The organism is Actinomyces sp. HMSC075B09 (assembly GCF_001812395.1).
Taxonomy (GTDB): Bacteria; Actinomycetota; Actinomycetes; order Actinomycetales; family Actinomycetaceae; genus Gleimia; species Gleimia europaea.
Genome location: NZ_KV808731.1, coordinates 423,612 through 446,036 on the forward strand (window position 1 = coordinate 423,612; position 22,425 = coordinate 446,036).

The 22,425-nt window shown below is 58.1% G+C and carries 22 protein-coding genes and 1 tRNA gene; 14 read left to right on the forward strand and 9 right to left on the reverse strand.

Annotated elements, in window-relative coordinates:
- From HMPREF2854_RS02785 to HMPREF2854_RS02795, 3 genes are read left to right on the forward strand one after another with little or no spacing between them, the layout of a single operon-like run.
- Nucleotides 1-792, forward strand: coding sequence for a class I fructose-bisphosphate aldolase (locus HMPREF2854_RS02785; RefSeq protein ID WP_070618666.1), 792 nt, complete (start codon nt 1-3; stop codon nt 790-792).
- On the forward strand, nt 789-1,835 hold the full coding sequence (locus tag HMPREF2854_RS02790) for a zinc-dependent dehydrogenase (RefSeq protein WP_070618669.1): 1,047 nt from the start codon (nt 789-791) through the stop codon (nt 1,833-1,835). The genes HMPREF2854_RS02785 and HMPREF2854_RS02790 overlap by 4 nt, the downstream gene beginning before the upstream one ends.
- A gap of 10 nt (nt 1,836-1,845) precedes the next feature.
- The gene (locus HMPREF2854_RS02795; protein ID WP_070618672.1) at nt 1,846-2,661 is read left to right on the forward strand and encodes a DeoR/GlpR family DNA-binding transcription regulator; all 816 of its coding nucleotides are present in this window, start codon (nt 1,846-1,848) and stop codon (nt 2,659-2,661) included.
- A gap of 11 nt (nt 2,662-2,672) precedes the next feature.
- Here the strand turns inward: HMPREF2854_RS02795 and HMPREF2854_RS02800 are convergent, their stop codons facing one another.
- The 4 genes from HMPREF2854_RS02800 to HMPREF2854_RS02815 form a co-directional block, all read right to left on the reverse strand.
- Nucleotides 2,673-3,719: a type II secretion system F family protein gene (locus tag HMPREF2854_RS02800; protein ID WP_070618675.1), complete on the reverse strand. Its 1,047-nt coding sequence runs from the start codon at nt 3,717-3,719 to the stop codon at nt 2,673-2,675.
- Nucleotides 3,720-4,886, reverse strand: coding sequence for a TadA family conjugal transfer-associated ATPase (locus tag HMPREF2854_RS02805; protein ID WP_070618678.1), 1,167 nt, complete (start codon nt 4,884-4,886; stop codon nt 3,720-3,722).
- Nucleotides 4,876-5,649 carry a hypothetical protein gene (locus tag HMPREF2854_RS02810; RefSeq protein ID WP_070665054.1) on the reverse strand — a complete coding sequence of 258 codons (774 nt, stop codon included), beginning with the start codon at nt 5,647-5,649 and terminating at the stop codon, nt 4,876-4,878. The genes HMPREF2854_RS02805 and HMPREF2854_RS02810 overlap by 11 nt, the downstream gene beginning before the upstream one ends.
- 87 nt (nt 5,650-5,736) lie before the next feature.
- Nucleotides 5,737-6,528, reverse strand: coding sequence for a hypothetical protein (locus HMPREF2854_RS02815; protein ID WP_148130876.1), 792 nt, complete (start codon nt 6,526-6,528; stop codon nt 5,737-5,739).
- Nucleotides 6,529-6,558: 30 nt separating this feature from the next.
- Between HMPREF2854_RS02815 and HMPREF2854_RS02820 the strand changes: the two genes are divergently transcribed.
- The 3 genes from HMPREF2854_RS02820 to HMPREF2854_RS02830 all read left to right on the forward strand — a co-directional run bounded on the left by HMPREF2854_RS02820 (nt 6,559) and on the right by HMPREF2854_RS02830 (nt 10,039).
- Nucleotides 6,559-7,488 (forward strand): hypothetical protein, encoded by a 930-nt coding sequence (locus HMPREF2854_RS02820; protein WP_070618687.1) that lies wholly within the window; start codon nt 6,559-6,561, stop codon nt 7,486-7,488.
- A 121-nt stretch (nt 7,489-7,609) separates the two neighbouring features.
- Complete coding sequence (locus HMPREF2854_RS02825; protein ID WP_070618690.1) at nt 7,610-9,055, forward strand: MFS transporter; 1,446 nt, start codon at nt 7,610-7,612, stop codon at nt 9,053-9,055.
- A 54-nt stretch (nt 9,056-9,109) separates the two neighbouring features.
- Nucleotides 9,110-10,039 carry an alpha/beta fold hydrolase gene (locus HMPREF2854_RS02830; protein ID WP_070618693.1) on the forward strand — a complete coding sequence of 310 codons (930 nt, stop codon included), beginning with the start codon at nt 9,110-9,112 and terminating at the stop codon, nt 10,037-10,039.
- Nucleotides 10,040-10,104: 65 nt separating this feature from the next.
- Here HMPREF2854_RS02830 and nth read toward each other — a convergent pair whose 3' ends face one another.
- Complete coding sequence (gene nth / locus HMPREF2854_RS02835; protein ID WP_070618696.1) at nt 10,105-10,746, reverse strand: endonuclease III; 642 nt, start codon at nt 10,744-10,746, stop codon at nt 10,105-10,107.
- A 185-nt stretch (nt 10,747-10,931) separates the two neighbouring features.
- Here nth and HMPREF2854_RS02840 point away from each other — a divergent pair, with 185 nt between their 5' ends.
- Nucleotides 10,932-11,621 carry a Crp/Fnr family transcriptional regulator gene (locus HMPREF2854_RS02840; protein ID WP_034510521.1) on the forward strand — a complete coding sequence of 230 codons (690 nt, stop codon included), beginning with the start codon at nt 10,932-10,934 and terminating at the stop codon, nt 11,619-11,621.
- Between the two features lie 93 nt (nt 11,622-11,714).
- Here HMPREF2854_RS02840 and HMPREF2854_RS08525 read toward each other — a convergent pair whose 3' ends face one another.
- Both HMPREF2854_RS08525 and HMPREF2854_RS02845 read right to left on the reverse strand, forming a co-directional pair.
- Nucleotides 11,715-11,873 (reverse strand): Sp36 family protein, encoded by a 159-nt coding sequence (locus tag HMPREF2854_RS08525; protein ID WP_016444366.1) that lies wholly within the window; start codon nt 11,871-11,873, stop codon nt 11,715-11,717.
- A gap of 27 nt (nt 11,874-11,900) precedes the next feature.
- Nucleotides 11,901-12,242, reverse strand: coding sequence for a WhiB family transcriptional regulator (locus HMPREF2854_RS02845; RefSeq protein ID WP_034510614.1), 342 nt, complete (start codon nt 12,240-12,242; stop codon nt 11,901-11,903).
- Between the two features lie 248 nt (nt 12,243-12,490).
- Here HMPREF2854_RS02845 and HMPREF2854_RS02850 point away from each other — a divergent pair, with 248 nt between their 5' ends.
- From HMPREF2854_RS02850 to mgtE, 4 genes are all read left to right on the forward strand, one after another.
- Nucleotides 12,491-14,626, forward strand: a complete 2,136-nt coding sequence (locus tag HMPREF2854_RS02850; RefSeq protein WP_070618699.1) for a transglycosylase domain-containing protein — start codon at nt 12,491-12,493, stop codon at nt 14,624-14,626.
- 59 nt (nt 14,627-14,685) lie between these two features.
- On the forward strand, nt 14,686-15,648 hold the full coding sequence (locus HMPREF2854_RS02855; RefSeq protein WP_070618702.1) for a metallophosphoesterase: 963 nt from the start codon (nt 14,686-14,688) through the stop codon (nt 15,646-15,648).
- A gap of 82 nt (nt 15,649-15,730) precedes the next feature.
- Nucleotides 15,731-15,804 (forward strand) — tRNA-Pro (locus tag HMPREF2854_RS02860).
- 70 nt (nt 15,805-15,874) lie between these two features.
- Nucleotides 15,875-17,224: a magnesium transporter gene (gene mgtE, locus HMPREF2854_RS02865; RefSeq protein WP_070618705.1), complete on the forward strand. Its 1,350-nt coding sequence runs from the start codon at nt 15,875-15,877 to the stop codon at nt 17,222-17,224.
- Nucleotides 17,225-17,322: 98 nt separating this feature from the next.
- Here mgtE and HMPREF2854_RS02870 read toward each other — a convergent pair whose 3' ends face one another.
- Both HMPREF2854_RS02870 and HMPREF2854_RS02875 read right to left on the reverse strand, forming a co-directional pair.
- A complete protein-coding gene (locus HMPREF2854_RS02870) occupies nt 17,323-18,333 on the reverse strand; it encodes a DUF5692 family protein (RefSeq protein WP_070618708.1) in 1,011 nt (336 codons plus the stop codon).
- A gap of 2 nt (nt 18,334-18,335) precedes the next feature.
- On the reverse strand, nt 18,336-19,358 hold the full coding sequence (locus HMPREF2854_RS02875) for a hypothetical protein (RefSeq protein WP_186822324.1): 1,023 nt from the start codon (nt 19,356-19,358) through the stop codon (nt 18,336-18,338).
- Between the two features lie 263 nt (nt 19,359-19,621).
- Here HMPREF2854_RS02875 and HMPREF2854_RS02880 point away from each other — a divergent pair, with 263 nt between their 5' ends.
- From HMPREF2854_RS02880 to HMPREF2854_RS02890, 3 genes are all read left to right on the forward strand, one after another.
- Nucleotides 19,622-20,986, forward strand: a complete 1,365-nt coding sequence (locus HMPREF2854_RS02880) for a DUF5692 family protein (protein WP_070618711.1) — start codon at nt 19,622-19,624, stop codon at nt 20,984-20,986.
- Nucleotides 20,987-21,165: 179 nt separating this feature from the next.
- Nucleotides 21,166-21,975 (forward strand): YwiC-like family protein, encoded by an 810-nt coding sequence (locus HMPREF2854_RS02885; protein WP_070618715.1) that lies wholly within the window; start codon nt 21,166-21,168, stop codon nt 21,973-21,975.
- A 54-nt stretch (nt 21,976-22,029) separates the two neighbouring features.
- Nucleotides 22,030-22,419: a phage holin family protein gene (locus HMPREF2854_RS02890; RefSeq protein WP_070618718.1), complete on the forward strand. Its 390-nt coding sequence runs from the start codon at nt 22,030-22,032 to the stop codon at nt 22,417-22,419.
- Nucleotides 22,420-22,425: the final 6 nt, after the last annotated feature.

Below are 22,425 nucleotides of genomic sequence, written 5' to 3' on the forward strand. Positions count from 1 at the left end.
ATGACCGGCAAGAACATTCGACTATCACGAATTTTTGACAGCGATACCAACAGGTCATTCATTGTGGCATTCGACCACGGCCAGTCTCTGCCAATCCCCGACGGGCTGGGCAATCCCGTAGATTTGCTAGAGAAAATCGTTGAGGGCAACCCCGAGGGTATCCTCCTAAACCGCGGAATGCTTGAGCAGGGAGCACACCTGTTTGGCCGGCGCGGCGGCCCCGAACCGATCCTGCGCGTAGACTGGACCACCCTGGACCCGAACATGAAGAAGGAGATGGGAGAGGCCTACCGGGTTCTCACCACTCCTCAAGAGGCCCTTGAACTTGGCGCCACCGCCGTATGCATGTACCTGATCGGACGCCCCGCTGCTGACGGCATGTTCTACGACAACGTGCAGGAAGTTGCTCATTTCATCGCGGAAGCTCACCAGATTGGCCTGCCCGTGATTGTTGAAGCAACCCTGTGGGGCCTGCAAAACGAAGACCAAAAGGACCCCAAGCTCCTGCGCCAGATGTGCCGCATTGCCGCTGAGATCGGTGCTGACGCTATCAAGACCGAATACGTGGGCGATGTTGAAGCTGAACGCACTTTGATTGAAGAGGTTGGTAACATTCCTGTTCTTACTCTCGGCGGCTCCGCAGCTGACCGCAGTGAAGTTAGCCGCCTAGCTGGCGAGGCCATCGAGTCGGGCGCTCGCGGCCTGATCTACGGCCGCAACGTCTGGCAGGTAGAAGATATGGCTGGCGTCATGAAGGAACTCTCTGCGATTGTTCACGGTGATGCCAAGTGAAAGCCGCGGTTTTTGCAGGACCTGGACAGCTCGAACTAAGAGAAATTGAGAAGCCTAGCGCAGGTACCGACGGCCTCGTTCTCCGCGTGGGAGCAAACACCGTGTGCGGCACGGATGGGCGCATTCTCCGCGGTGAGAAGACCGCGGGCATCGACCTTGGCATCGTCCTCGGACATGAAATCTCTGGGTACGTTGAAGAGGTTGGCTCCGAAGTTGAAGGCTTCGAAGTTGGAGACCTGGTAGGCGTCCTCCCAACCGTGCCGTGTGGGCAGTGCTACTACTGCCGCCGCGGAATGGAACACCTGTGCACCGACTCTGAAATCTTCGGATACGGGATTAACGGCGGCCTGGCTGAATACATTCGCATCCCCGCCGAGGCGCTGCAACGAGGTGGCGTGTTTAAAGCGCCCTCGCATCTAAGTGCCGTTGAGGTTGCTTTGGCCGAACCACTTGGCTGCGTGATTAATGGCGCGCACAACTACCAGCCCGGCATTGGAGACACCGTTCTCATTGCTGGTGCTGGGCCGATCGGTTTGCTACACACTCAGGTGTGCCGCCTGGCAGGAGCCAGCAACATCATTGTTTCTGACCCGTCAGAGTCGAGGCGCGAGTTCGCCAAGAAGATGGGTGCCACGCACACTGTGGACCCCACGCAGACGGACCTCGCTGAGTTCTGTAAAAACCTGACCGACGGAGAAGGCGCAGACATTGGCGTGATCTGCATTGGCAGGCCTGAACTTGTTGAGGACGTGCTTTTGTGCATGCGCAAGGGCGGTCACGTAAACGCTTTCGCGGGCTTCTCTAAGGTCGCAAAAGCGCAGATCGATCCGAACCTCATTCACTATCGCGAACTCGTTATCACCGGCGCGTCCAACGCGGGCCGTGCAGCGCATGAAAAAGCGCTACGCCTTATCGGTGAGGGTAAAATAGATGTGAAGTCTTTGCATACTCACACGTTTGAGCTTGCGGACGTTCATGAAGCTATTACCGTGGCGGCTAATGGCACCGGAATCAAGGTGGCGGTAGTCCCGCACAAGAAGTAATGAGGACTGTTTGAAAAAGCTAAGTGCACAAGAGCGCCGGAAAGCTCGGCTTGTAGGCGCCGTGCTCGAAGCTGGCGGCCTAGACGTCGAGGAGCTTGCAGAGCTCCTCGACGTCTCCGTTGTCACCGTCTACCGCGACGTCTCCCAGTTGGTCAGCGAAGGACTGGTTAGTCTGGGCCGCGGGTACGTGGAGCCTGCGGAGTCAACGGTTGTAGACCTTTCCTCCATGCTCCGATCCGGCATTTTGACCGAGGTTAAGGAATCGTTTGCCCCGGTGATTAGCGAACTGATTCCGCGTGCTTCATCCCTATTGATTGACGATTCCTCCTCGTGCCTGCCTGCGCTTCACGAACTGACGGGGCGCTCTCCGCTTACGGTCATCACAAATTCTCTGGCCGTGGTGCAGGCGGTGGGGCGAGCCCCCATGGTGGAGCTACATTGCTTGGGTGGACGCTATTCGTCGTGGTCAAACTCGTTTTATGGGGCGCGCACAGTTGCCGAGGTGGAGCGGTTCCGTGCCGACTTCTGCCTAATGTCCGACACGGCCATCACCGACGGAGCGGTGTACAACCCGTACGATTACGTTGCGGAAACGAAACAGGCGATGCTGCAGGCCGCGCAGGTTCGGATTCTGGTGGCTGATCACACGAAGTTCACTCGCCGCGCACTGTGCAAAACGGCTGAACTTGGCGACTTCGACTACCTGATTACCGACGTTGAACCATCGCGTTCCGTACTGGAAATCTGCCGCGAATCCAACACCGAACTGATCGTCGTGCCCCAAACTGCCGAGCAAAACGACAAGGACGATTCGGCCGACGCGTAGGGGTAGCCTCCCTAAAATCCGGGCAGGGTTATTGACGCCACTATCGGCACCACGCTGATTGCCACGAACGCGGGCAGCAGGCACAACCCAAGCGGAAGGACCAGGCGCACAGCTAGCCTCTGCGCCTCACCGCGCGCCTTGGCTGCCCTCGTCGCCCGAATCCGCCCGCCAAGTAGCCGCAACATTGGAATCGGCGACGCCCCCAAAGTCCACGCCGGACGCAACGCCGCAACGATAGGTAGCGCATCCTCGCTAACCTGCTCCTGCAACGCATCAAAAGGCGCGCCAATACGAAGCAAAGCTGCGCAACGCTCAAACTGAGACTCCCCGCAAGCCACCCCCAGCGCATCCAACGAATGCGGAATAGATGCTCCCGAACTCAAACTGGCAACCAGCAGATCCACCAGCACCACCGGGTCAATCTGCTCCCCCTCCTGGGACGCCGCCGCAATCAACCGCTTCGCCCACACCACGCCCGCCACCCAAAACACGGCCCCTACAATCAGGCCAACCGTTGCCGCGCCGCCCGCAAACCAAAGCCCCACCACATCCACACCCACCGCAAACCCCGCCACCACGCCTAAAAGAGGCAGTGCGGTCAGCAACTTCGCCGTGGTTTCCGGGCCAGCCCGCGCCACCTCCCGATCCCGATTCGCCGTATCGACCTCATCAATCGTCTCCAAAATCGACTCCAAAATCTGGGCCAGCGGCGCCCCAATCTGATGCGTCAACCGGCACGCCGCCTCCACCGACGGAGCCGATCCGCGCAACTGCTTTGGCAACTGTGGAACGCCCCGACTATCCATCCCGCCCCACGGCAAACCCGCGTCTAGAATCGCGCCGCGCCAAGCCGCTTCTACACCCGCTCCCGAACGCAAACGCGCCACCACGTCCGCAAGCAGCATCGCAGCAGATACGTCCGCCGCGAGCTTTCGTTCCACCTTCCTCGCGCCCTTCCAAGCGGTGAACGCTCGCTGCTCCCTACGCCTGCGAACCACCAACGATGAAGCAAAAAGCACGAACAAAAGCGTCCACGCCAACGCGGCCAGCGTACTCATCTAAACGACTCCGCCGGGCGTCGCCATATCCGTCGTCATAAGGACTGATCCAAGACCAGATACTCCACCGGCATGAAGACGCGCCTGCAGAGCCGCGAACCCCGACCCCCTGCCCGCAAGGGTTAAAGCCGGCAGCACCCGCAGTGGAGTGCCAGGCTCCACCACCGCTATCTGAGCGACCTCGCGCTTGCCATCAGCGCGGCGCTCCACGTGAATAATCGCATCTAGCGCGGCGGCCGCCTGGGCGTGCACGGTTGAGTCAGTCATCCCTGCGAGCGCTCCAAGAGCCACCAAGCGCGCTGGCACATCCGCCGCAGTATTCGCGTGGATCGTTGCCCACCCGCCCTCGTGGCCCGTATTGAAAGCAGTGAGGACGTCACGCACCTCTGCCCCGCGACATTCGCCAAGCACCAACCGGTCCGGCCTCATCCGCATCGCGGCGCGCACCAAATCCGCCAGGCTCACCTCGCCCTCACCCTGCACATTCGCCCCGCGCTGACACATCGTTACCGCGTGCGGGTGAGTGGGAGAAAGCTCTGGCACCTCCTCAATACAAATGATGCGCTGGCCCGCATCCACCTTCGACAAGATCGCAGACAGCAGCGTTGTTTTGCCCGTGCCCGTGGCGCCTGACAGCAATACGTTTGCGCGCGCCTCAACCAGCCCCACAATCGCGTCAAACATTGGCCCCGTGCACGTGCCGTTCTGGCGTAGCTCCTCCAAGGTGAAAGACTTGCGCCGTTTTGTGCGCAAAGAGATCAGTGGCCCGCCAACCGCGGGCGGAGACAAAACCGCGTGCAAGCGCGTGCCGTCGGGCAGGGTGCCATCCGCAATCGGCATGGCCTCATCCAAACGCGTGCCCGCAGTTGCCGCCATGCGCACCGCTAACTCCCGCACCTGCGCCGAAGAAGAGAAATCAACCTGCGCCCGCTCCATACGTCCGCGCCGATCCACCCACACCGAGGTTCCATTCACGAGGACGTCGCTAACCCCCTCTTGCGAGATCAACTCCATGAGAGCTGGGCCGGGCCCGGCGATAGTTGCGTCCAAGGTCCACGCGGAGCTAACCAATGCGCTCGCCCCCGCCAGCGGGGAGGCCGCCTGTCCAACCGCTTTGGCAGGCACTTCTCCGCGCGCAATCCGGTTTTGTAGATCCCTAGCGCGCACAAGCCACCTCCAAATCCTTTAGCTTCGGGTTTTTTGGAAGCCAAACCGCACGGTCTGCAAGGCCGAAATCAACCAGGCGCTGCCGCGCAGCCTCAACCTGAATGCGCGCGGCCCGGACCTTACCTAGTAGCACCGGGCGGGCGTCCTCACGCGCACAAAACTGGGCCGCCTGACGGGTCCATTTACCCGCATCAATCAGAACCGGACCCACGCGGCGCAAGGCGCGTACAAGCGGCGCCACCTCCGCTATCTGAGGAGGGGTGCAACCATTAGCCCCCACAACTGCGAGGATTCCACGGGGCAAGCGCGATAGCACCACGTCCTCGCAAATATTCACGTCATCCCACGTCAGCAGCGTCACGCGCGTATCAGCCAAAGCTACGCGTAGCGTTGGATCATCACCCAAATCCAGCACAAAAACCGACTCATGCTTCAGCCCTTTTGCAGTGCGGGCCAGCGCGCTTGTTGTTCCTACCCCTCCGCGCACCCCTGCAAAAACGACCGTCGCAAACCTGCCAGAGGCAAAACCAGCGTCAATGATCCTCATCAGCTGGGCTTCTCCCCCGGGCAGCACAACATCCACGCCCAAGCGCACCACATTCACGCCGGGCCGCACCCCTGTGGGTCCCGATTCGTCCTCAACAATCAATAAATCGCCCGGTTTCGGCACGCTTTCGCCAAACCACTCGAACGTATGCCCCATCAACTGCAGGACGCGAACAACCTCGTTGGCCTGGTCTTCCACTTTCAAAAACACGCGCATAGAGCCATGAAAATGCGGGGGCGTGAAAGCTTCCGGCTCACTTGCGCAGTGTTGTGGGTAAGACGCGCTGCGCCGAACCTGTGGAAACTACTGCGGCAGTTTTCCGGCCTGAATGCCCCTAATCATGTCCAACGTGGGGTCAATCGCCGCGGCCATAGCCTCACAATAGGCGTACAGCCAGGGCTCCACATCCTCATTATTGAGGGCGAGGCTCGCCTGTGCGTCCCCCATCAGCTGGCGTGAAATCAACAGCGTGCCACTGGGCTCAAACCCGCTCACCACCAGGTGATGGCGGGCAAGGACGCGGCCGAGCTGCTCCGAATGAGTAGCAAACAGCGGCCGATTCACAAACAACCAAATGAGCAGACCCGCACGCATAGGAGCCGGCAACTTGGCCGCCAACACAGCCCGCACGGCCGTGAGCGCCCGCGGATCTCTAAGGGTGGCAACGTCATCCTCAGCGATCACGCCCGCGCTACAAAGACGCGCGGTTAGAGCCTTGTGCGTTGCCGTAAGAACCTGCGGTAGCGGGTGTCCCACGGTTTTTACCGGCTGCCGCGAGTTCAACGGCGCCCAATCCTGCTGGGCCAGGCGGTGTGCCTTCCAAATATCGAGCGCCGCAAGTAGCGCCGGATCCTCCGCCAATACACGTCCCATTGTGGCCAAACGTAACTGCGCTAAATCCGTGCGCGCGCCCACCAGGGCCGCCTCATAGTGGGCGAGCTGCACACCGGCCTCCGCCCGCGCGGCCTCCCAGCCGCGGCGCAACCCCTCCGAAAATCGGATGCGCGCAACACCTTCATCAATTTCGCGCAACAAATCCCGCATTTGCGCAGACGCCGCCAGCGACGCGAACTTCGACGTACCAGGTTCAACCACGGTCTTAGCTTAGCTGGGTACAGTGTAGACATGAGTTTAACTGCCGAAAACGTTCGTGCTCACGCCCCGCTCGTAAAACGCGAAGCCCTGCTGGGCCGGGGCACCATCGCAGTATTCTCATTCGTTGTCTCGCCAATCATCCTGACCTTGCTCTATAACTCCGCAGCGCTACTGCAAGAGGGAAGCATCACGGGTATTCCCCTCGGCTCACCCACAGGTCAGTTAGGCATCCTCGTCGTTGCTATCTTGATCATCATTCTTGCCTACCTCACGCGCTGGTCTGCGATTGGCATCGTGATCACAACCACGTGGGCGGGCGCATTCGCAGCCCTTTTCATCGGAAACTCAATCATTTCGCCCGCACCAACGAGTTCAACCCAAGCGATGCTCATGTGGCAACAACTTCCGCTACAAACCTTTGTCATCCTCTTCACCGCCCTCATGGTCACGCTCGCGAAAAGACGCCAGAGTAAGCGTAATAACTTCAAGCCCGTGAAAGAACCTGGGCCGGCCGTCCTTTCGGGCTACTTCATCGTCACGCTACTTTTTGCGCTCTCCCTGATCTTCCTAGTACTCGCGAGCTCTCCAAACACGATCACGCCAACGATTTTGAACGTACCTCAGCTCATGCCAAAACTTTCCGGAAGTGACTGGCTTCTGGTGCTGTTAATCTCCCTTGCCCTCATGGCGTTCACAGCGATGGCATACAAATCGGTTCTTGCCGTTCAACTGGTAGCGTGGTTCTTACTCCTCATCCCCGCACTATTCTTAGGGCCACTGTTCTCACTTCTGACCAACAAACTGGTTACGCCCCAAGACCCATTCATGATCTCAATCGGATACACAATGCCTGTACTGGGCGTATTCGGCCTCATCATCGCAACGTGCACGTATTCGATTAGTATCTCGACGAACCCCGACGCTTGGATCCCTACCAGCATCAACTCAGTCACTATCTAAAATCGTCTTTTCAACACGCCGGCCCAGCCTCGGCCTTGCAAAAAACCGCGTGTAATCATGGTGTTATGGCTCATTGTGTGCCCCCGCGCGCGCAGTTGGCGACAGATTATTGGAGGATTTCATGGCTGATCGTAATTTTGACGACCCTAACGAAACCGATGAGGCGCAGCGCCCCACGTGGGATCTTGGCGGCCAGGTAGAGGACGAAGCACAGCACCCCGACCTCATTGATCCGGCATCAGAACCTGCCCCCTCAGATCCGCTCGAAGCTGATAGCACTCTCGATGCTGGTAACGAGGATTTGACGATCGACGAGGGCGCCGCCGTATTTGGCGACGATCAGCCGGAAGACATCGTTGGCTCGGCTGGCGACGAAGTCCTTGAAGACGTTGAAGCAAAAACCACGGTTGCCCCTGTGGCCCCCCGCGACGCGGACACCGAGAGCGAGACGGTTGCACCGGCGGAACCGGTTGCAACGCACCAGCCAGATCCCGTCCCCGCCCCCGAACCCGTGGCGGCACCAGAGCCGACGCCCGCTCCTGAACCAGCACCCGCGTGGGAGGGACAGACCGAAACCTCACTTCCTAAAGCCACGGATACGGCAAACTCCATCCCGCATGTAGCGGCGAGTGGCAACGATATTCCTCGCGACGTACTTGAGCGTCGCCAGACCCCCGAGGACGAATACGAGCGTATGCGCGAAGTGCCCTCCTTCCCTGACGTTGAGCCCGAAGCAGCTGTAGACCCCACGGGCGAGCCAGCGGGTGCCCCTGCTGCTGAGCCTGCATCCGAGCCGGCCGCACCCATTGCGCAGCCCGATACTGAGCTAGCTGCAGGACTCGGCGCCGCTGCCGGAGTGGCCGCGGTTGCAGCCGGAGCTGACGCAGAAGACGACATTGAGGCCACGAAGGTGCGTCGCAAGTCGCTACTGCGTCCCGAGGTTGCCGAAAAGGAAGAGCCCGAGGCAACATCCTCGTGGATTCCGCGCGAACCAGTGGAGCTAAACGACACGCAGTCGATCTTCGAAGAAGCCACGGTGGTGCCCGAAGTTCCATCGCGCGTTGGAGCTCGCGTGTGGTCATTCTTCCTCACGCTAATCGGCGTTCCCGCCGCCTGGTACCTGCTGACCGACTCGGCCGCTCGCCTAACGCTGGCGCAGGACAACCCGGTTGCGACCGGCGTTATCAACCCCGCGGCTCTCATTGAGCTTGGCGCTGGCGTAATTGTTGCGATCCTCGTGGTAATGCTGACCATCAGGTCTTCGCTCGGCGCTCTCATCTTCGGCATCCTGGCGATGGCCGGCGGCATCTTCTTCCTCGCCGCGCCTGCGGTGACCGCAGACTTCATGGAGCCCGCCTACAACTGGCTAACCGCATTCAACGCGTTTGGCGGCAACGTGGCCCACCACATTCAGTGGACGGGATACACGGGCGTTATGGCGGTATCTGGCCTGATCCTCTTCATCATTGGTCTAACGTCCATCTTCGCGCGCCGCGACGGACGCCGCGAGCAAGAGATCCGTACCCAGATCGAGCAGCTCGCCCCCGGAACATTGAAGAAGAAGTAACCGAGCACGCTAACCGGCCTCGAAAATGAGGAGGATTTTAGCTAACTTGGAGCCATGAGCTCTAACTTTTTAGACCGGCCATCCACGTCGAACACGGATGGCCGGTCGCTGTTGCTACCCGAGGGCGAATGGCAGCACATCACCGTGAACGCGGGAGGCGCGAACTTCCACCTGGCGCAAATGGGACCCGCCGACGGTGAACCAGTGATGCTACTGCACAGTTTTCCGCGCACCTGGTACTCGATGCGCCACCTGCTGGTGCACCTGGCAGCCGAGGGCTACCGCGTGTGGGCCATGGATTTGCGCGGCTTCGGCTCCTCAGACCTGCAGCCGCACGGTCAAGATCCGGTGCGCATGGCGGCAGACGTAACCGCGGTGCTCGGCAGTTTGAACGTGGCAAAAGCACACATCATAGGCGAGGGCATGGGCGGTATTTTCGGGTGGATTCTGGCCGCTACGAATCCGCGCGTGGTTGCCTCCCTCATGTCTATCGCGCAGCCCCACCCCCTCAACCTGGAACGCTCCACCCCCTCCCCATTTAGCGCAGCTGGACGCACGGCGATGAAGATCCGCGCCCCGTGGTTCAACGTGCGAAACTTGCGTTCAGGAAGGATTGTTGCAGATGCCGCTGCCTCCTGGGCAGCGTCGCAAAACAGGTCCAAGCTACAGGCTGACGAGCGCGTGTACCGCTACGCGTTCTCCCGCCCATTCGCAACTGAAACAGCCCTCGAGGCCGTGATCCGCGCGAACTCGTTGACCCGGCGCACCCGCGCTCGCATCGACACGGTTGTAGACATGCCTGTCTCTCGCGTCATCTGCCTGCAGGACGGGCTGCGACCTCCAAAAACGTTCCTGCGCGACCAGCAGTGGGCAAAACAGCCAATCACCACATTCCAACTGGACTGTGGCCACTTCCCCACCGAGGAAGCGCCCGAGCAGTTGAACGAAGCCGTCCTTAACCACCTCAAGGCCTGCACCGACTGAAACTCCCGCTGGCTGCACGAGCTGGGCCCCAGCCTCTTTAATCGATCTGCTTTAACCCGCTGGTTCTAATCGACTTGCGCAGAAGGACAAAGGGGCGCGAGGGCGCAGCTATCGCACTGCGGGGACCGCGCGTGACACACGCGCCGCCCATGCTCGATAAGCCGATGGCACAGCACAGTCCAGTCCTGCCCCGGTAGTGCTTTCGCAATGTCCCGCTCGATCGCAAGAGGCGTCTTGGCACTGGACCAGCCGAGCCGCTTCGCTAGCCTGCCCACATGCGTGTCCACGGTGATCGCAGGGACCCCAAACGCGTTACCCATGATGACGTGCGCGGTCTTGCGCCCTACTCCGGGTAAAGACTCAAGCTCGGACCGCGAGCTTGGAACCTCGCCGGCAAACTTTTCATCCAACGCCTGCGCCATCTGCCGCAACTGGGTTGAACGCCGATTTTGAAAACCCAAGGGCCGCACTATCTGAGCAATGTCAGCTTCGTTCGCATGCGCCATGTCGCGCGGCGTGGGATAGGCGGCAAACAGCGCGGGGGTCACAGTGTTCACCCGCTCGTCAGTGGTTTGCGCAGACAAGATAGTGGCTACGAGCAACTCAAACGCATTCTCATGCACCAGGGCACACTTCGCGTCCGGATACAGATCGGCCAGTACCTGCGCAACTTCTTCCGGCTGACTTTTGATTTCTTGAACGCTCATACCTAGAGCATACAAAACGCGAAGTTTAGCGCCTGGCAAACGTGCGCCGCATGCACCAAATCGTGAAGGCATGTGTTGTTTTCCTCATAAACGCAAGAAGAGCGGTTAAACTGGTGTGTAGGTGCGCACATCCACGTTACGGGGGCGTACATACGCTTATAACCACTTAGCCGCTTTAGCGGAGAATGAAGGTGACCGTGGAAGGAAACTACATCAGCCAAGTCCCTCTGTTTGAAGGGCTAGATGAAGCGCAGCAAAATTCGTTGCGCTCCAAAATGGGACAGACCACCCTGCGTCGCGGGGAGGTTCTATTTGAAGAGGGCGAGCCTGGCAACCGTCTTTACATCATCACGGAAGGCAAGGTTAAGCTCGGCCACACCTCTATGGATGGGCGCGAGAACCTGCTTGCAGTGCTTGGCCCCGGCGAGATCATTGGTGAGCTGACCCTGTTTGATCCGGGCCCGCGTTCCACCACCGCAACCGCGGTTTCGCCGGTAACGCTTCTGCATCTGGATCACGCTGATTTGAACGCGATTTTGGATACGAACCCAACGATGGGCAAGCACATGTTGCGCGCGTTGGCTCGCCGCCTGCGTCGCACCAACGAGAGCCTTGCGGACCTCGTCTTCTCCGACGTTCCGGGCCGTGTCGCTAAGGCCCTGCTAGACCTTGCGGATCGTTTTGGAACCCCGGCCGAAGATGGCGTTCACGTGCCGCACGACCTCACGCAAGAAGAGCTCGCCCAGCTGGTTGGCGCTTCTCGTGAAACCGTTAACAAGTCGCTTGCCGACTTCGTCTCCCGCGGTTGGATCCACCTGGAAGGCCGCGCCGTTACGCTTCTTGACCTCGATCGTCTGGCACGCCGCGCGCGCTAGTTCGATATACGAGGCAGTAGCCTGAACAACAAAAATGAGGGAAGGTGAAAACCTTCCCTCATTTTTTAAACCCGTGTGGGCACTACGCGCGGCCTAAGCTTTTGGCCTCTTCATGTACGCCACGAGGTTGTCTGGATTATTGGGTGCCGGCACAACCTGAACGAGTTCCCAGCCGTCCTCGCCCCACTGGTCAAGGATTGCCTTCGTGGCGTGAATGATTAGAGGTACGGTTGCGTATTCCCATTTAGTCATAGGTCACTCCTGTAAACGGTATGCGGGCTAGCGCCGAACGCGAGCCAAGACGCGGGGGATCTGCGGCGAGCGAAGCTCCTCCGCGAGCGGGTCATCAGACTCCATGATCCACGTGCGCCAGTCAGTTACGTGAGTGTAGTAGCGTAGCATCGCGCGGCGCTCACGTTCTGTAAGACCGCCCCAAACTCCGAAGTTTGCTTCGGATTGCAACGCGTCCGCTAGGCACTCAAGACGAACCGGGCATGCAATGCAGCGGGAACGAACCTGGCGTTGCGCCGCACCCTGTACAAATAACGCGTCTGGAGTCTCAGTTGCGCAAAGCGCCTTTGCCGCCCAACTTTGATCTTTGTCGGAATGTGCGTAGCTCATCTTCACCCCATTGTTCGCATGTGCTTCAAGCACTGAATCTGATGTGACCATACACACAATTTGGGTTTGGGAGCAAGTTGAGATCCGCTAACGAGCCGCCCAGAACCGATCGTTTACACAAATCACGCCCACCTAGCAGAAAAATTTTCAAAATCTCTAGGCATAAGGTCCGATTACAAAGTTTTTCTAATTCGCGGCGTTTAGCGCCCGGTCGTTACAAAAAAGCGTTTTCAAAGTAGGCTTGAATCATGTCGAATTCAGGTTCTCGTCACGTCGGAAAACGGCAGTTCGCCACGTTGCTTACTACCTTCTTGGCGTCTTCCGCGCTTTTTGGCGTGCTCTTAGCGGGGCTAGCTGTTCCCGCCGCGGGCGGAGTTGGGCTTGTAGCTAAAGCCGGCCCGCAGGTGTTTGACGCGCTACCCGCCGAGTTTGAAATCCTCCCCCCATCCGAACAGTCCACGCTACTTTCCGCCGACGGCTCAGTGCTGGCAACGTTCTACGCCGAGAACCGAATCATCGTTCCCCTCGAAGAAATTTCGCCCTACCTGCAAGACGCGATTATCTCCATTGAAGATAGGCGTTTTTACGAGCATAAGGGTATCGACCCGAACGGCATGGCCCGCGCTGCCATCAACAACGTTTCAGATCAGAGCACGCAGGGTGCTTCCACCATCACGCAGCAGTACGTGAAGAACACCCTCCTCGAGGCCGGATTGCAAGAGGGCGATCAGGACAAGATCGACGCGGCAACCGAACAGACCATCAGCCGTAAGCTTCGCGAGGCGCGCTACGCCCTCGCACTTGAACAAAAAATGTCAAAAGATGACATTCTGACCGGCTACTTGAACATCGCTCCGTTTGGCACGAATGTTTACGGGGCGGAGGCATCCGCACGCAGATACTTCTCGAAGTCCGCAAAAGACCTCACGATTGCCGAGGCCGCAATGATGGCCGGCATGGTTAAATCACCCATCCAGTACGATCCGCTTAACGATCCGGAAGCCGCGCAGAACAGGCGCGACACGGTGCTTGCCGCGATGCTTGCCGAAGAGAAGATCACGCAGGAAGAGTATGATCAGGCAACCGCAATCCCTATCGCCGACATGCTGAAGCCAAACTTCCGCTCACAGGGCTGCGCGGGCGCGGGTAACGCCGCATATTTCTGTGAGTATGCGCGCCAGTATCTGCTGGCCTCCGACCAGTTTGGCGCCAACGAGGCCGAACGTAAACAAAAGCTACTTCGCGGTGGCCTCACCATTAAAACGACGCTGAACTCAAACATGCAGCAGGCCGCGTTCGAGGAAATCACGGGGCTGATTGGCGTAAATGACGCATCTGGAGCCAACACGGCGTTGGTCACGCGCGAGGTATCCACCGGACGCATTCTTGCGATGGCGCAAAACACGAACTTTGGTGTTCCCACAGAAAGTGACCCGCAGGCCACGCAGTCGAACTTCAACGTAGAGAAGGAAAAAGGCGGCGGCGACGGCTTCTCCGCAGGATCAACGCTAAAGCCCTTCACTATGCTGCAGTGGTTCCGCGAAGGGCACGGCGCGTGGGAGCGAGTGGGCGGACACTCCTCGCACTTCGCGGCCTCTGAGTTCAACATCCCATGCGGCCCCGGATACGCATCCGACTGGACGGTTGGCGACCTTGCGGGCAAGGGCGGCACATTCAACGTGATAGACGCGACTTCGCTGTCAATCAACCGTGTATTCGCGGAAATGTCAACCAAACTGAACATGTGCGAAATTTTTGACGGCATGGCTGCGCTTGGTATCGCAGAGGCAGACGGTTCGCCGCACAAGCCGTACCCGCCGCAGATAATCGGCGCTCCCGCAACCCCACTGGCCCTCGCTGGCGCATACGCCGCGCTTGCGAACGAGGGAGTGCTCTGCCAGCCGCTACCGGTTGACGAAGTACTTGACCGTGACGGTGAACAGATCGTGGCATACAAGCCATCCTGCGAGCAGGCGGTTCCCGCTAAGGAAGCGAATATGGTTTCAACCGTGCTACAAAGGGTGGGCCGCTCCGGCTCTTACGCGAATATCGCTATCGGTCACCCCTTCATCGCTAAGACCGGTACTTCTGACGACAACGCTAACCTGTGGGCAGCTGGCGCAACCAAGCAGATTTCAACGGTTGTGTGGGCGGGACACGCCCGGGCGTCGTCGCAACCAATGAACGGCATCTACGCCAACGGCGTGCAGTGGGGCTACGTATACGGCGGCACGTTCACCGGGCCCGTGTGGCGCGCATACATGAACCGCGCTACCGAGGGAATGGACTACATAGACCTCCCGCAAGCCGAGCTAGGTGCCGCGCCACCTCCTCCCGCGCCGCCCACGCAGCCGGCGCAAAACCAGGACGATAACAAAGACTAGAAGATGGCTAAAGCCCGTGAATCCGCGTATTCAGCGCGGATTCACGCGTACGGAGGAGCATGAAAGCAAGAGAGTTGCTTAGTTCAGCTGCGGCCGTCGCTACCGCAGCCGGTGTGGGCGTGGCCGCGTGGACGCAGATTGAGCGGCGCATGCCGACGCTACGCCGCTACGTGGTAGAGCTCCCCGAGGGCCTCGAAACCCGGGCGCTGCACATACTACAAATCGCGGACCCTCACCTGTACCCTGGCCAAGACTTCCTCGTGGACTTCATTCGAGGGCTCGCAGATGAAGAGTTCGACTTCGTGGTTGCAACGGGTGATAACTTTGGAGCGATTGCAGGCGCAGACATGGTTAAGCGCGCTTTTGAGCCGCTAATGGACCGGCCTGGAGCATTCGTTTTTGGGTCAAATGACTACTATTCTCCGCGTAAGAAACGCTGGTCCACCTACCTGACCGGTCCGTCAAAACACAGCAAGAAGCGGAACGTGCCGGACCTGCCGTGGGAAGATCTCGCAAGTTTCTTTGAAGCAGCAGGCTGGGTGAATCTAACCAATCAGGCAGAAATCATTGATGTGCCCGTAAAGACATCCATTTTTGCAGGCGATGCTGACCGTACTAACTTTGTGCGAGTTGGCTTGATTGGCGTTGATGACCCGCACATCAAACGCGACCGCATCCCGGAGCTGCCGGACGGCTGGTACGCGGCTGACACGATTCGCCTGGGCATCACGCACGCCCCTTACCAGAGGGTTTTGAACGAATACACCTCGGACGAAGCGAACCTGATTCTTGCTGGACACACGCACGGAGGGCAGCTGTGCGTACCCGGATACGGCGCCTTGGTTACAAACTGCGACCTGCCGCGCGAGCTTGCCTCCGGCCTGGCCACTTGGAGCTTTGCCGGCAAAGAGTCGCCACTACATGTGAGTGCGGGCCTGGGGACCTCACCCTACGCGCCGGTTCGCTTCGCGTGCAGGCCAGAAGCCTCCATTATCGAAATGAGGCCGGCGGCCCGCGCCTAACCGTTGGAATGTGAGGTAAACGCATTCCTTTCAATTTTGGGGTTTGGCCCCCGCTGGTTATACTTGTTGAGTCCAAGAGACACGGGGTGTGGCGCAGCTTGGTAGCGCGCTTCGTTCGGGACGAAGAGGTCGTGGGTTCAAATCCCGCCACCCCGACACACTGGCTAGGAGTTTGAACCTCCTAGCTTTTTTGTTTCCCGCAAAACTCCGACGAGATGAGGCAACCATGTCTGCGCGGCTCACCTATGACCTCGAAACAAAAATTTCTAGAGCACTAAGCTCGGAAAATTTACCGGAGCTATCTGAACTTATTGCCAACCTATCCGCAGGTGACGTTCTTGAACTGATGGGGCGCTTTGGCGAAAAGGAGCGCGCGGTCATCTACCGCATGTTGCACAAAGACACTGCTATCCGCGTGTTCGACCTCTTGCCGCCATCTATGCAGGCAGACCTCATCGGAAGCCTGCGCGACACCGAAGTTGCAGCGCTTTTTGAACAGATGGACCCAGATGACCGAGCCGAACTACTAGACGAAGTTCCAGCGGTTGTGGCCAGCAACCTAATGGCCGGCCTTTCACCTGAAGAGCTTAAACTTACCGGCATCGTCCTCGGATATCCCGAAGACTCCATCGGGCGGCGCATGAGCCCAGAGTTTATACGGCTCCACCCCAACTCCACCGTTAGTGAGGCAATCGCAACCGCACGCCGCGAACTCGACAATGCAGAAACCATTTACACCCTGCCCGTTGTCAGCGACCAGCGAAAACTCGTAGGAATTGTTTCGCTCCGCGACCTCATGCGCGCAACCGACGACACCCTAGTGGGTGCCATCATGTCTCGCCCCGAATACGTGAACGCCACCGACTCCGCGGAACTCGCAGCGCGCAGATGCGCAGATCAACGCCACCTCGCCCTCGCAGTTGTTGACGCCGAATCCCGGCTGGTCGGTATTTTCACCGTTGACGATGCGCTCGCAATTCTTGAAGAAGAAGACTCCGAAGACCACGCGCGCATCGCAGGCACCGAACCCCTGCGCCACCCCTACCTTGCAGCCCCAATCCTATCGATCGTGCGTTCGCGAATAGTTTGGCTACTCGTCCTCGCAATCGGTGCAACGCTAACCGTTCAGGTGCTCGAAGTTTTCGAAGATACCATCGCGCAAATGGTTGTACTCTCCGTTTTCGTTCCCCTCCTAATCGGAACGGGCGGCAACACGGGTAACCAGGCGGCAACAACCGTGACACGCGCACTGGCACTCGGTGATGTGCGCCCGCGCGACGTACTAAAAGTCATGGGCCGTGAGATCCGCATCGGCCTACTCCTCGGCTTCATGCTCGGAGCGATCGGATTCCTAGCCGCGTCGGTCTTCTACAGCACCCAGATCGGCATGGTGATTGGCCTAACTCTCCTGGCAATCTGCACTCTAGCTGCAACCGTGGGCGGCACCATGCCCCTCATCGCCCGCAAGATCGGCGTGGACCCGGCCGTGTTTGCAAACCCATTCATTACAACGCTGGTGGATGCCACCGGTCTGGTCATCTACTTCCTCGTAGCCAAGGCAGTACTCGGCATCTAACAACCTCTTTATTGAGGCGAGGGGCAGACCGCGACCTCGTAACAAAAAGTTGGAGGGCGCCGCCGCGCCCTCCAACCAATATCAGCTCTTTTCAACCACTACCGGCTAAAACCAGCCTCTTGAACCGTCTTGCCAATGCGGTTTGCGATCCGCTGCTTGACCTCATCGGTAGCCGTTTCACTAATGAGCTTCGGGTTGCCAAATGCATCCGGGTAAAGCTCAACCTTTAGCGGGTTACGCTTCGTCTTGGCAATCCACCAGATGTGGTAGACAAACAGACCCGCGTTGAACGCTAGCGCCAAGAAGGCGATGGTGAACATTGCCGTCGGGTTTTGGCTGTGCTCGTGCGCGAACTGCGTCTCATAGGTAAACCGTGGGAACGTGAGCACAAACGCAGACCAGAACGTGAGGGTGTAGGCCCGGTACTGGATCCAAGCACCTCGACCCATCTTCATGAACGCAGGAATGGTACATGCCGCAAGCAGAGCAACACCCGAATACCACGCGCGATCAGACAGACAGTTGTACACGTATGCAAAGTTCCACAAGTCGTAGCCGATGATCCACCAAATCGTCAGGTCAGCCCAAATAATGTGCTTGTCCTTCTTCGAAACGTAGATCCCAACCCAGCCCGCAATCATGATCATGTTCAAAATGCCTGCAATAGCATTCATGATGTTCCACGGGCCACCCATAGTCCAGATACCGCTAACCGGGTCTGCACCATGAATGCCGTAACACTGGAAGTCACGAATCACGGCCTCCAGGATGTTAACCGCAAGGATGATCGGCGGAATCAGCAAATAGTAGTTGTTACGCCGCAACTTAGGGAAGTACTGCAGCGCCACCAGAGACAGTGAACCGAGGAGGGCGGAATATTGCTTAACAATCGCGAACCAGCCCGCACTCTGAGTGCCCTGCGTTGAGTAAGGCCACCAGAAAATGGTTAGCAATACGGGGATGACAATAAACAAAGCTATTGCCGCCCACTTGCTACGCACCGCTATCCAAGCCAGGAACGCCAAAGCGGCGATCACAACGGCCAGCATCGCGTAATCCCACCACTGCCCTACTTCAAAAAAGAAGAGATTGGCTTGCAAAGGTAACACGGTTAATTATCCTTTCCCCATCCGGGAAGGTACGTCTTCTCCATCTTCTGGCGAATCTGCTCATCCCAGCTAAATTCCGGCTCGGACCAGCCGTCAAAGTATTCCTTATCAACGCGGTCCGCCCAAGGCGAATCTGGGCCCGTTGGCGGCCAATCCGGGTTGTCAGTAACCGGCGGCCTGATCTCCGCAACCGCGGGGGCCTGCCTGCCGTAACGGAACCACTGGGTTTGCGTATCCTCAAACAGCGGGGTGCCAGACCAGCGGCTTGCGGGGGTTCCCGACTTGAAGAACTCTCCGCCCAAAACGCCGCGCATGAACTTCGAATGCCACTGTTCCTTCTTACGGAACTCAGCAACACGCTTCACGTAAATGTTCTGCATGTGTGCCATCACGCCGCCGATCAGCTCAATGTTGATCCAGTTGATCGCGTTGTTCCACAGGTTGTCGTCCTCAAAACCAATGCGCCAGTGGTTGATGAGGCGGGTGCGCTCACCCTCCAGTGGAACCACGTAGAAGCACCAAGCCGCCGCATAGTGCTTCATGCCCGGGTAGCGGAACGCGTACGAGCCGGGAGCAGCCGGCGGATTCTTAGTGTCAACCCACTGCACCAAGTACTTGCCCGGAACCACGTCTGCCCACTCCATTGACATGCCGTGGTAATCAAATGCCGCAATATCGCCTGGAGCAATAGCGTCAGCGTTTTGGAACTCCTCCTGAATTTCGTACTGGTTAAAGAACGGTAGCCGCGCGAACGCTCTTTCTAGGAACTCTGAAGAGTAGGAGCCTGCCTTCTGCGCACCGATCTGCTTGAAAATGCGGTACACGGCGTAGGCCGGCGCATCGATGTCGATCGCGTAGGTCGACGAGCGTCCGTTGGTGTAGTTCGCATCGATAATGTCATCCGCGGGATACACCCACTCTTGTTCCGCTTTTGTTGCCTTACCGCTGAACTGGGAGAAGTAAACCATTCCTCCCAATGTTGCGGCGCCGGCAACGCCAGCAGCTTTTAATATTTTCTTCGTCATTGAAGAGGCCAAATTAATCACCTGCTATGTACTGTGTAAACTTCGACAAAATTTGTGCCAAAGATTTGATGGGTCATATTACAAATTAACATTGAGCTACATCACAAAACCTGAACATAACCTGCAATTTCGTTCAGCTTTGTGCGGATCTGTTGAACAAATTTTGAGTTCAAAATTTAGAACCTCCTCAGCGATAAGCTTTGAGTGGATTTTACTTATGTGATCCACATCATCCCAACACAGTTATTAAGAAAGTCGGAAAGATGGATTCCCTATTCCTATGGGAGGTCGGACCTCTTCGCGTCTGGATCATCTGGATAGTAGTTTTTGTAGCGCAAATTGCCATCGCTGAGATCAACAGACGATGGAACTGGACAATTTTTGCGCTGTGGACAGTAGGTGGCGTCCTCATGATGCCCTACGCCGCAATAGTTGGTGAACCCGTTTTTGGTTGGTTCCCGTTTGGCAAATACGTCCTCATGGTCCTCACCGCAACTATGACAGGAACACTGCTGGTCATAGGTAAACGAAACCCCGAACTAGCACGCAGATACGCCATTTGGTTTGGCGTAGCCCTGTGGATCGGTCTTGTTTTCAACATCATGGAAGCGAACATCCGCGACGTCGTGATCTACTTCCAAGCAGACACGTACTACCAATGCGCAGCGGACTGGCAGTGCTTGAAGGGCATTAATGACACTCACTCGGCGGACATGCTGGCCGGCCTACCCGAGGCGCGTGGAGTCACCGAAGTCCTCCACTCTGACGCCTGGTATCAGGCTCTTGCCGCTAACTTCGCAGCCGGACACGTAGGCATCGACCCCGCAACCGGCTTCCGTACCATCGGCGGATACTGGAACCTGATGAGCGCGGCCGCCGGCCTCCTCAACTGCATCACCGTAACCGGCCTGGGCAAGATCATTGTCTCGTCCAGGGGCAAGCAGAAGGTTCAAGGCCTGCTCTGGGTTGACCAGGTGTGGCCCTGGATCATCGCCTACGACCTGTGGAACCACGCCTTCTTGTACAACTCCCTGGCGGACTACACGTGGTACTGCACGCTAGCGCTACTACTGGCCTGCACAATCCCGGCATTCACATGGGCTAAGGGGCAATGGATCTGGTTCCGATGCTTCACCCTGGTGTTCTGGATCAGCTTCTACAACTGGTTCCCATACCTATCAACGCCACCGGGGGCGATGCACAACTTCGCAACCATGGATCCGAATGCGAACATTTTCAGCTCCGGCTTGGCGCTTGCGTTCAACATTGGCGTGTTCATCTACTGGCTCTACAAGGTGGTCAAGCACCGTCGCAACCCGATCACCAACGCGCTGTTCTTCGAGATGGGTGCTTTCCGGAACCTCGTTAAGGACCACTGTGATGACAAGGACAAGTACTTCCTGACCGACATGATCCCCGAAACTCCGCGCGAGCTTGGATTTGAACCGGAATCGGACACGCCTCCGGTTGACGGTTACGTAAGCTACATGCCGTGGTGGAAGAAGGTGGACAAGCGTTGGCCGAAGCTGCGCACACCGCTTTCCGCCGATCCGAAGCTGGTTGAAAAGGGCGTTCAGTCTGACCCTCAGTGGGACGTGAAGCCAAGCGATAAACAAGTTGAACCGTAACCGATTCAGCTAGATAGTTTCATCACCTAAGCGGGACGCACGTCTTGTGCGTCCCGCTTTTGTGACGCCCTGTCTGAATCTCATAACGCCACTCGCAATAGCCCATATCACGCGCATTAGTAGTTGCCGAAGGACACGCGCCCCGTTTGCTCGCCGCTCTGCTCGCGTTTAATTGGGGCATGAGTAGCGTTAGCTCAGCAAGAAGAAAGAGGTCTCCCCTCCTCCAAAATGGCTGGATTCCAGACCAACACGGGTCCTGGCCCATGGCGCTCATGCCACTTGCCGCCGGCCTCATCATCGCTACACCCAAAACGCCCTCGCACATTTTTCTTGCGCTCGCTTGGATCAGCGGGTTCCTGCTGTTTAGCGTCAGCGAAAAGTACATTAAGTCCCGCTTCCGCCCTCGCTATCGCACCGCAACAATCACTTACGGGGTGGTAGCCGCCGCATTCACTGGCGCCCTACTTGTAACTTCACCTCACTTACTTTGGTGGAGCATCCTGTTTGCCCCTCTGGTTGGCTACTGGTTTCTCAGTGTGCGTAACCGAAAGGAACGCGAGCTCGCTTCCCGTTTTTCTACGATCGCAGCCGCGGCCCTGGTGCTCCCCGTGGCCGTCAATGCGCCACTGCTGCAGCCGTGGTTCACTCACTTCGACACGCAGGCGTGGCTAATGGCGGGTCTGCTTGGCACTTATTTTGGTTTGACGGTGCCGTATGTGAAAACTCTAATTCGCGAACGAGGACGTGCCGGCTGGCTGTGGGGATCGATAATCGGACACGTAGTGGCAACCTCGATGGCACTCGCGCTTGCACTATCGGGCTGGATTTCGCTTTGGCACGCCCTGGCCTGGGTGGTGGTGTGCGTGCGCGCGGCGCTAATGCCCTGGCTTGCTAAAACTCGCAACAAACCGTGGAGGCCGGCCGTGGTGGGGGTCTTGGAGACAGTTCTTTCGCTGATGGTGTTCGCCACTTTGCCGTGGACCTTATAACTGGGCGTCTACTGTCAAGGCGCGACTGTGGCGCTACGTGCCTAGACTGGAAGCATGAGTTTTCTACTTTTACTGATTGCAAACATGGTTGGCATTTGGTTTGCCAGCCTCATAATTCCTGGCATTACGTTACCTTCTTCTGAGGGAGCCTTACAGGCCATTTTGATTCTGGCCGTTATTGCGCTGGTCTTTACAGCGCTTAACCTGGTTGTGCGCCCCTTGCTAAAGGTGCTCACATTCCCGATCTACATCCTCACCTTCGGCCTGTTCTCCCTGGTGGTTAACGCCCTCATCTTCATGCTGACCGGCTGGGTAACCACTCAGATTGGCTACGGCATGGAAGTGACCGGGTTCTGGGCCGCCCTGTTTGGTGCGGTAGTGACAGCAATTTTCTCGTCCATCGCCGGCGCTATTTTGGGCGCCACAGTGGGGTCGAAGAAATAATCTTGC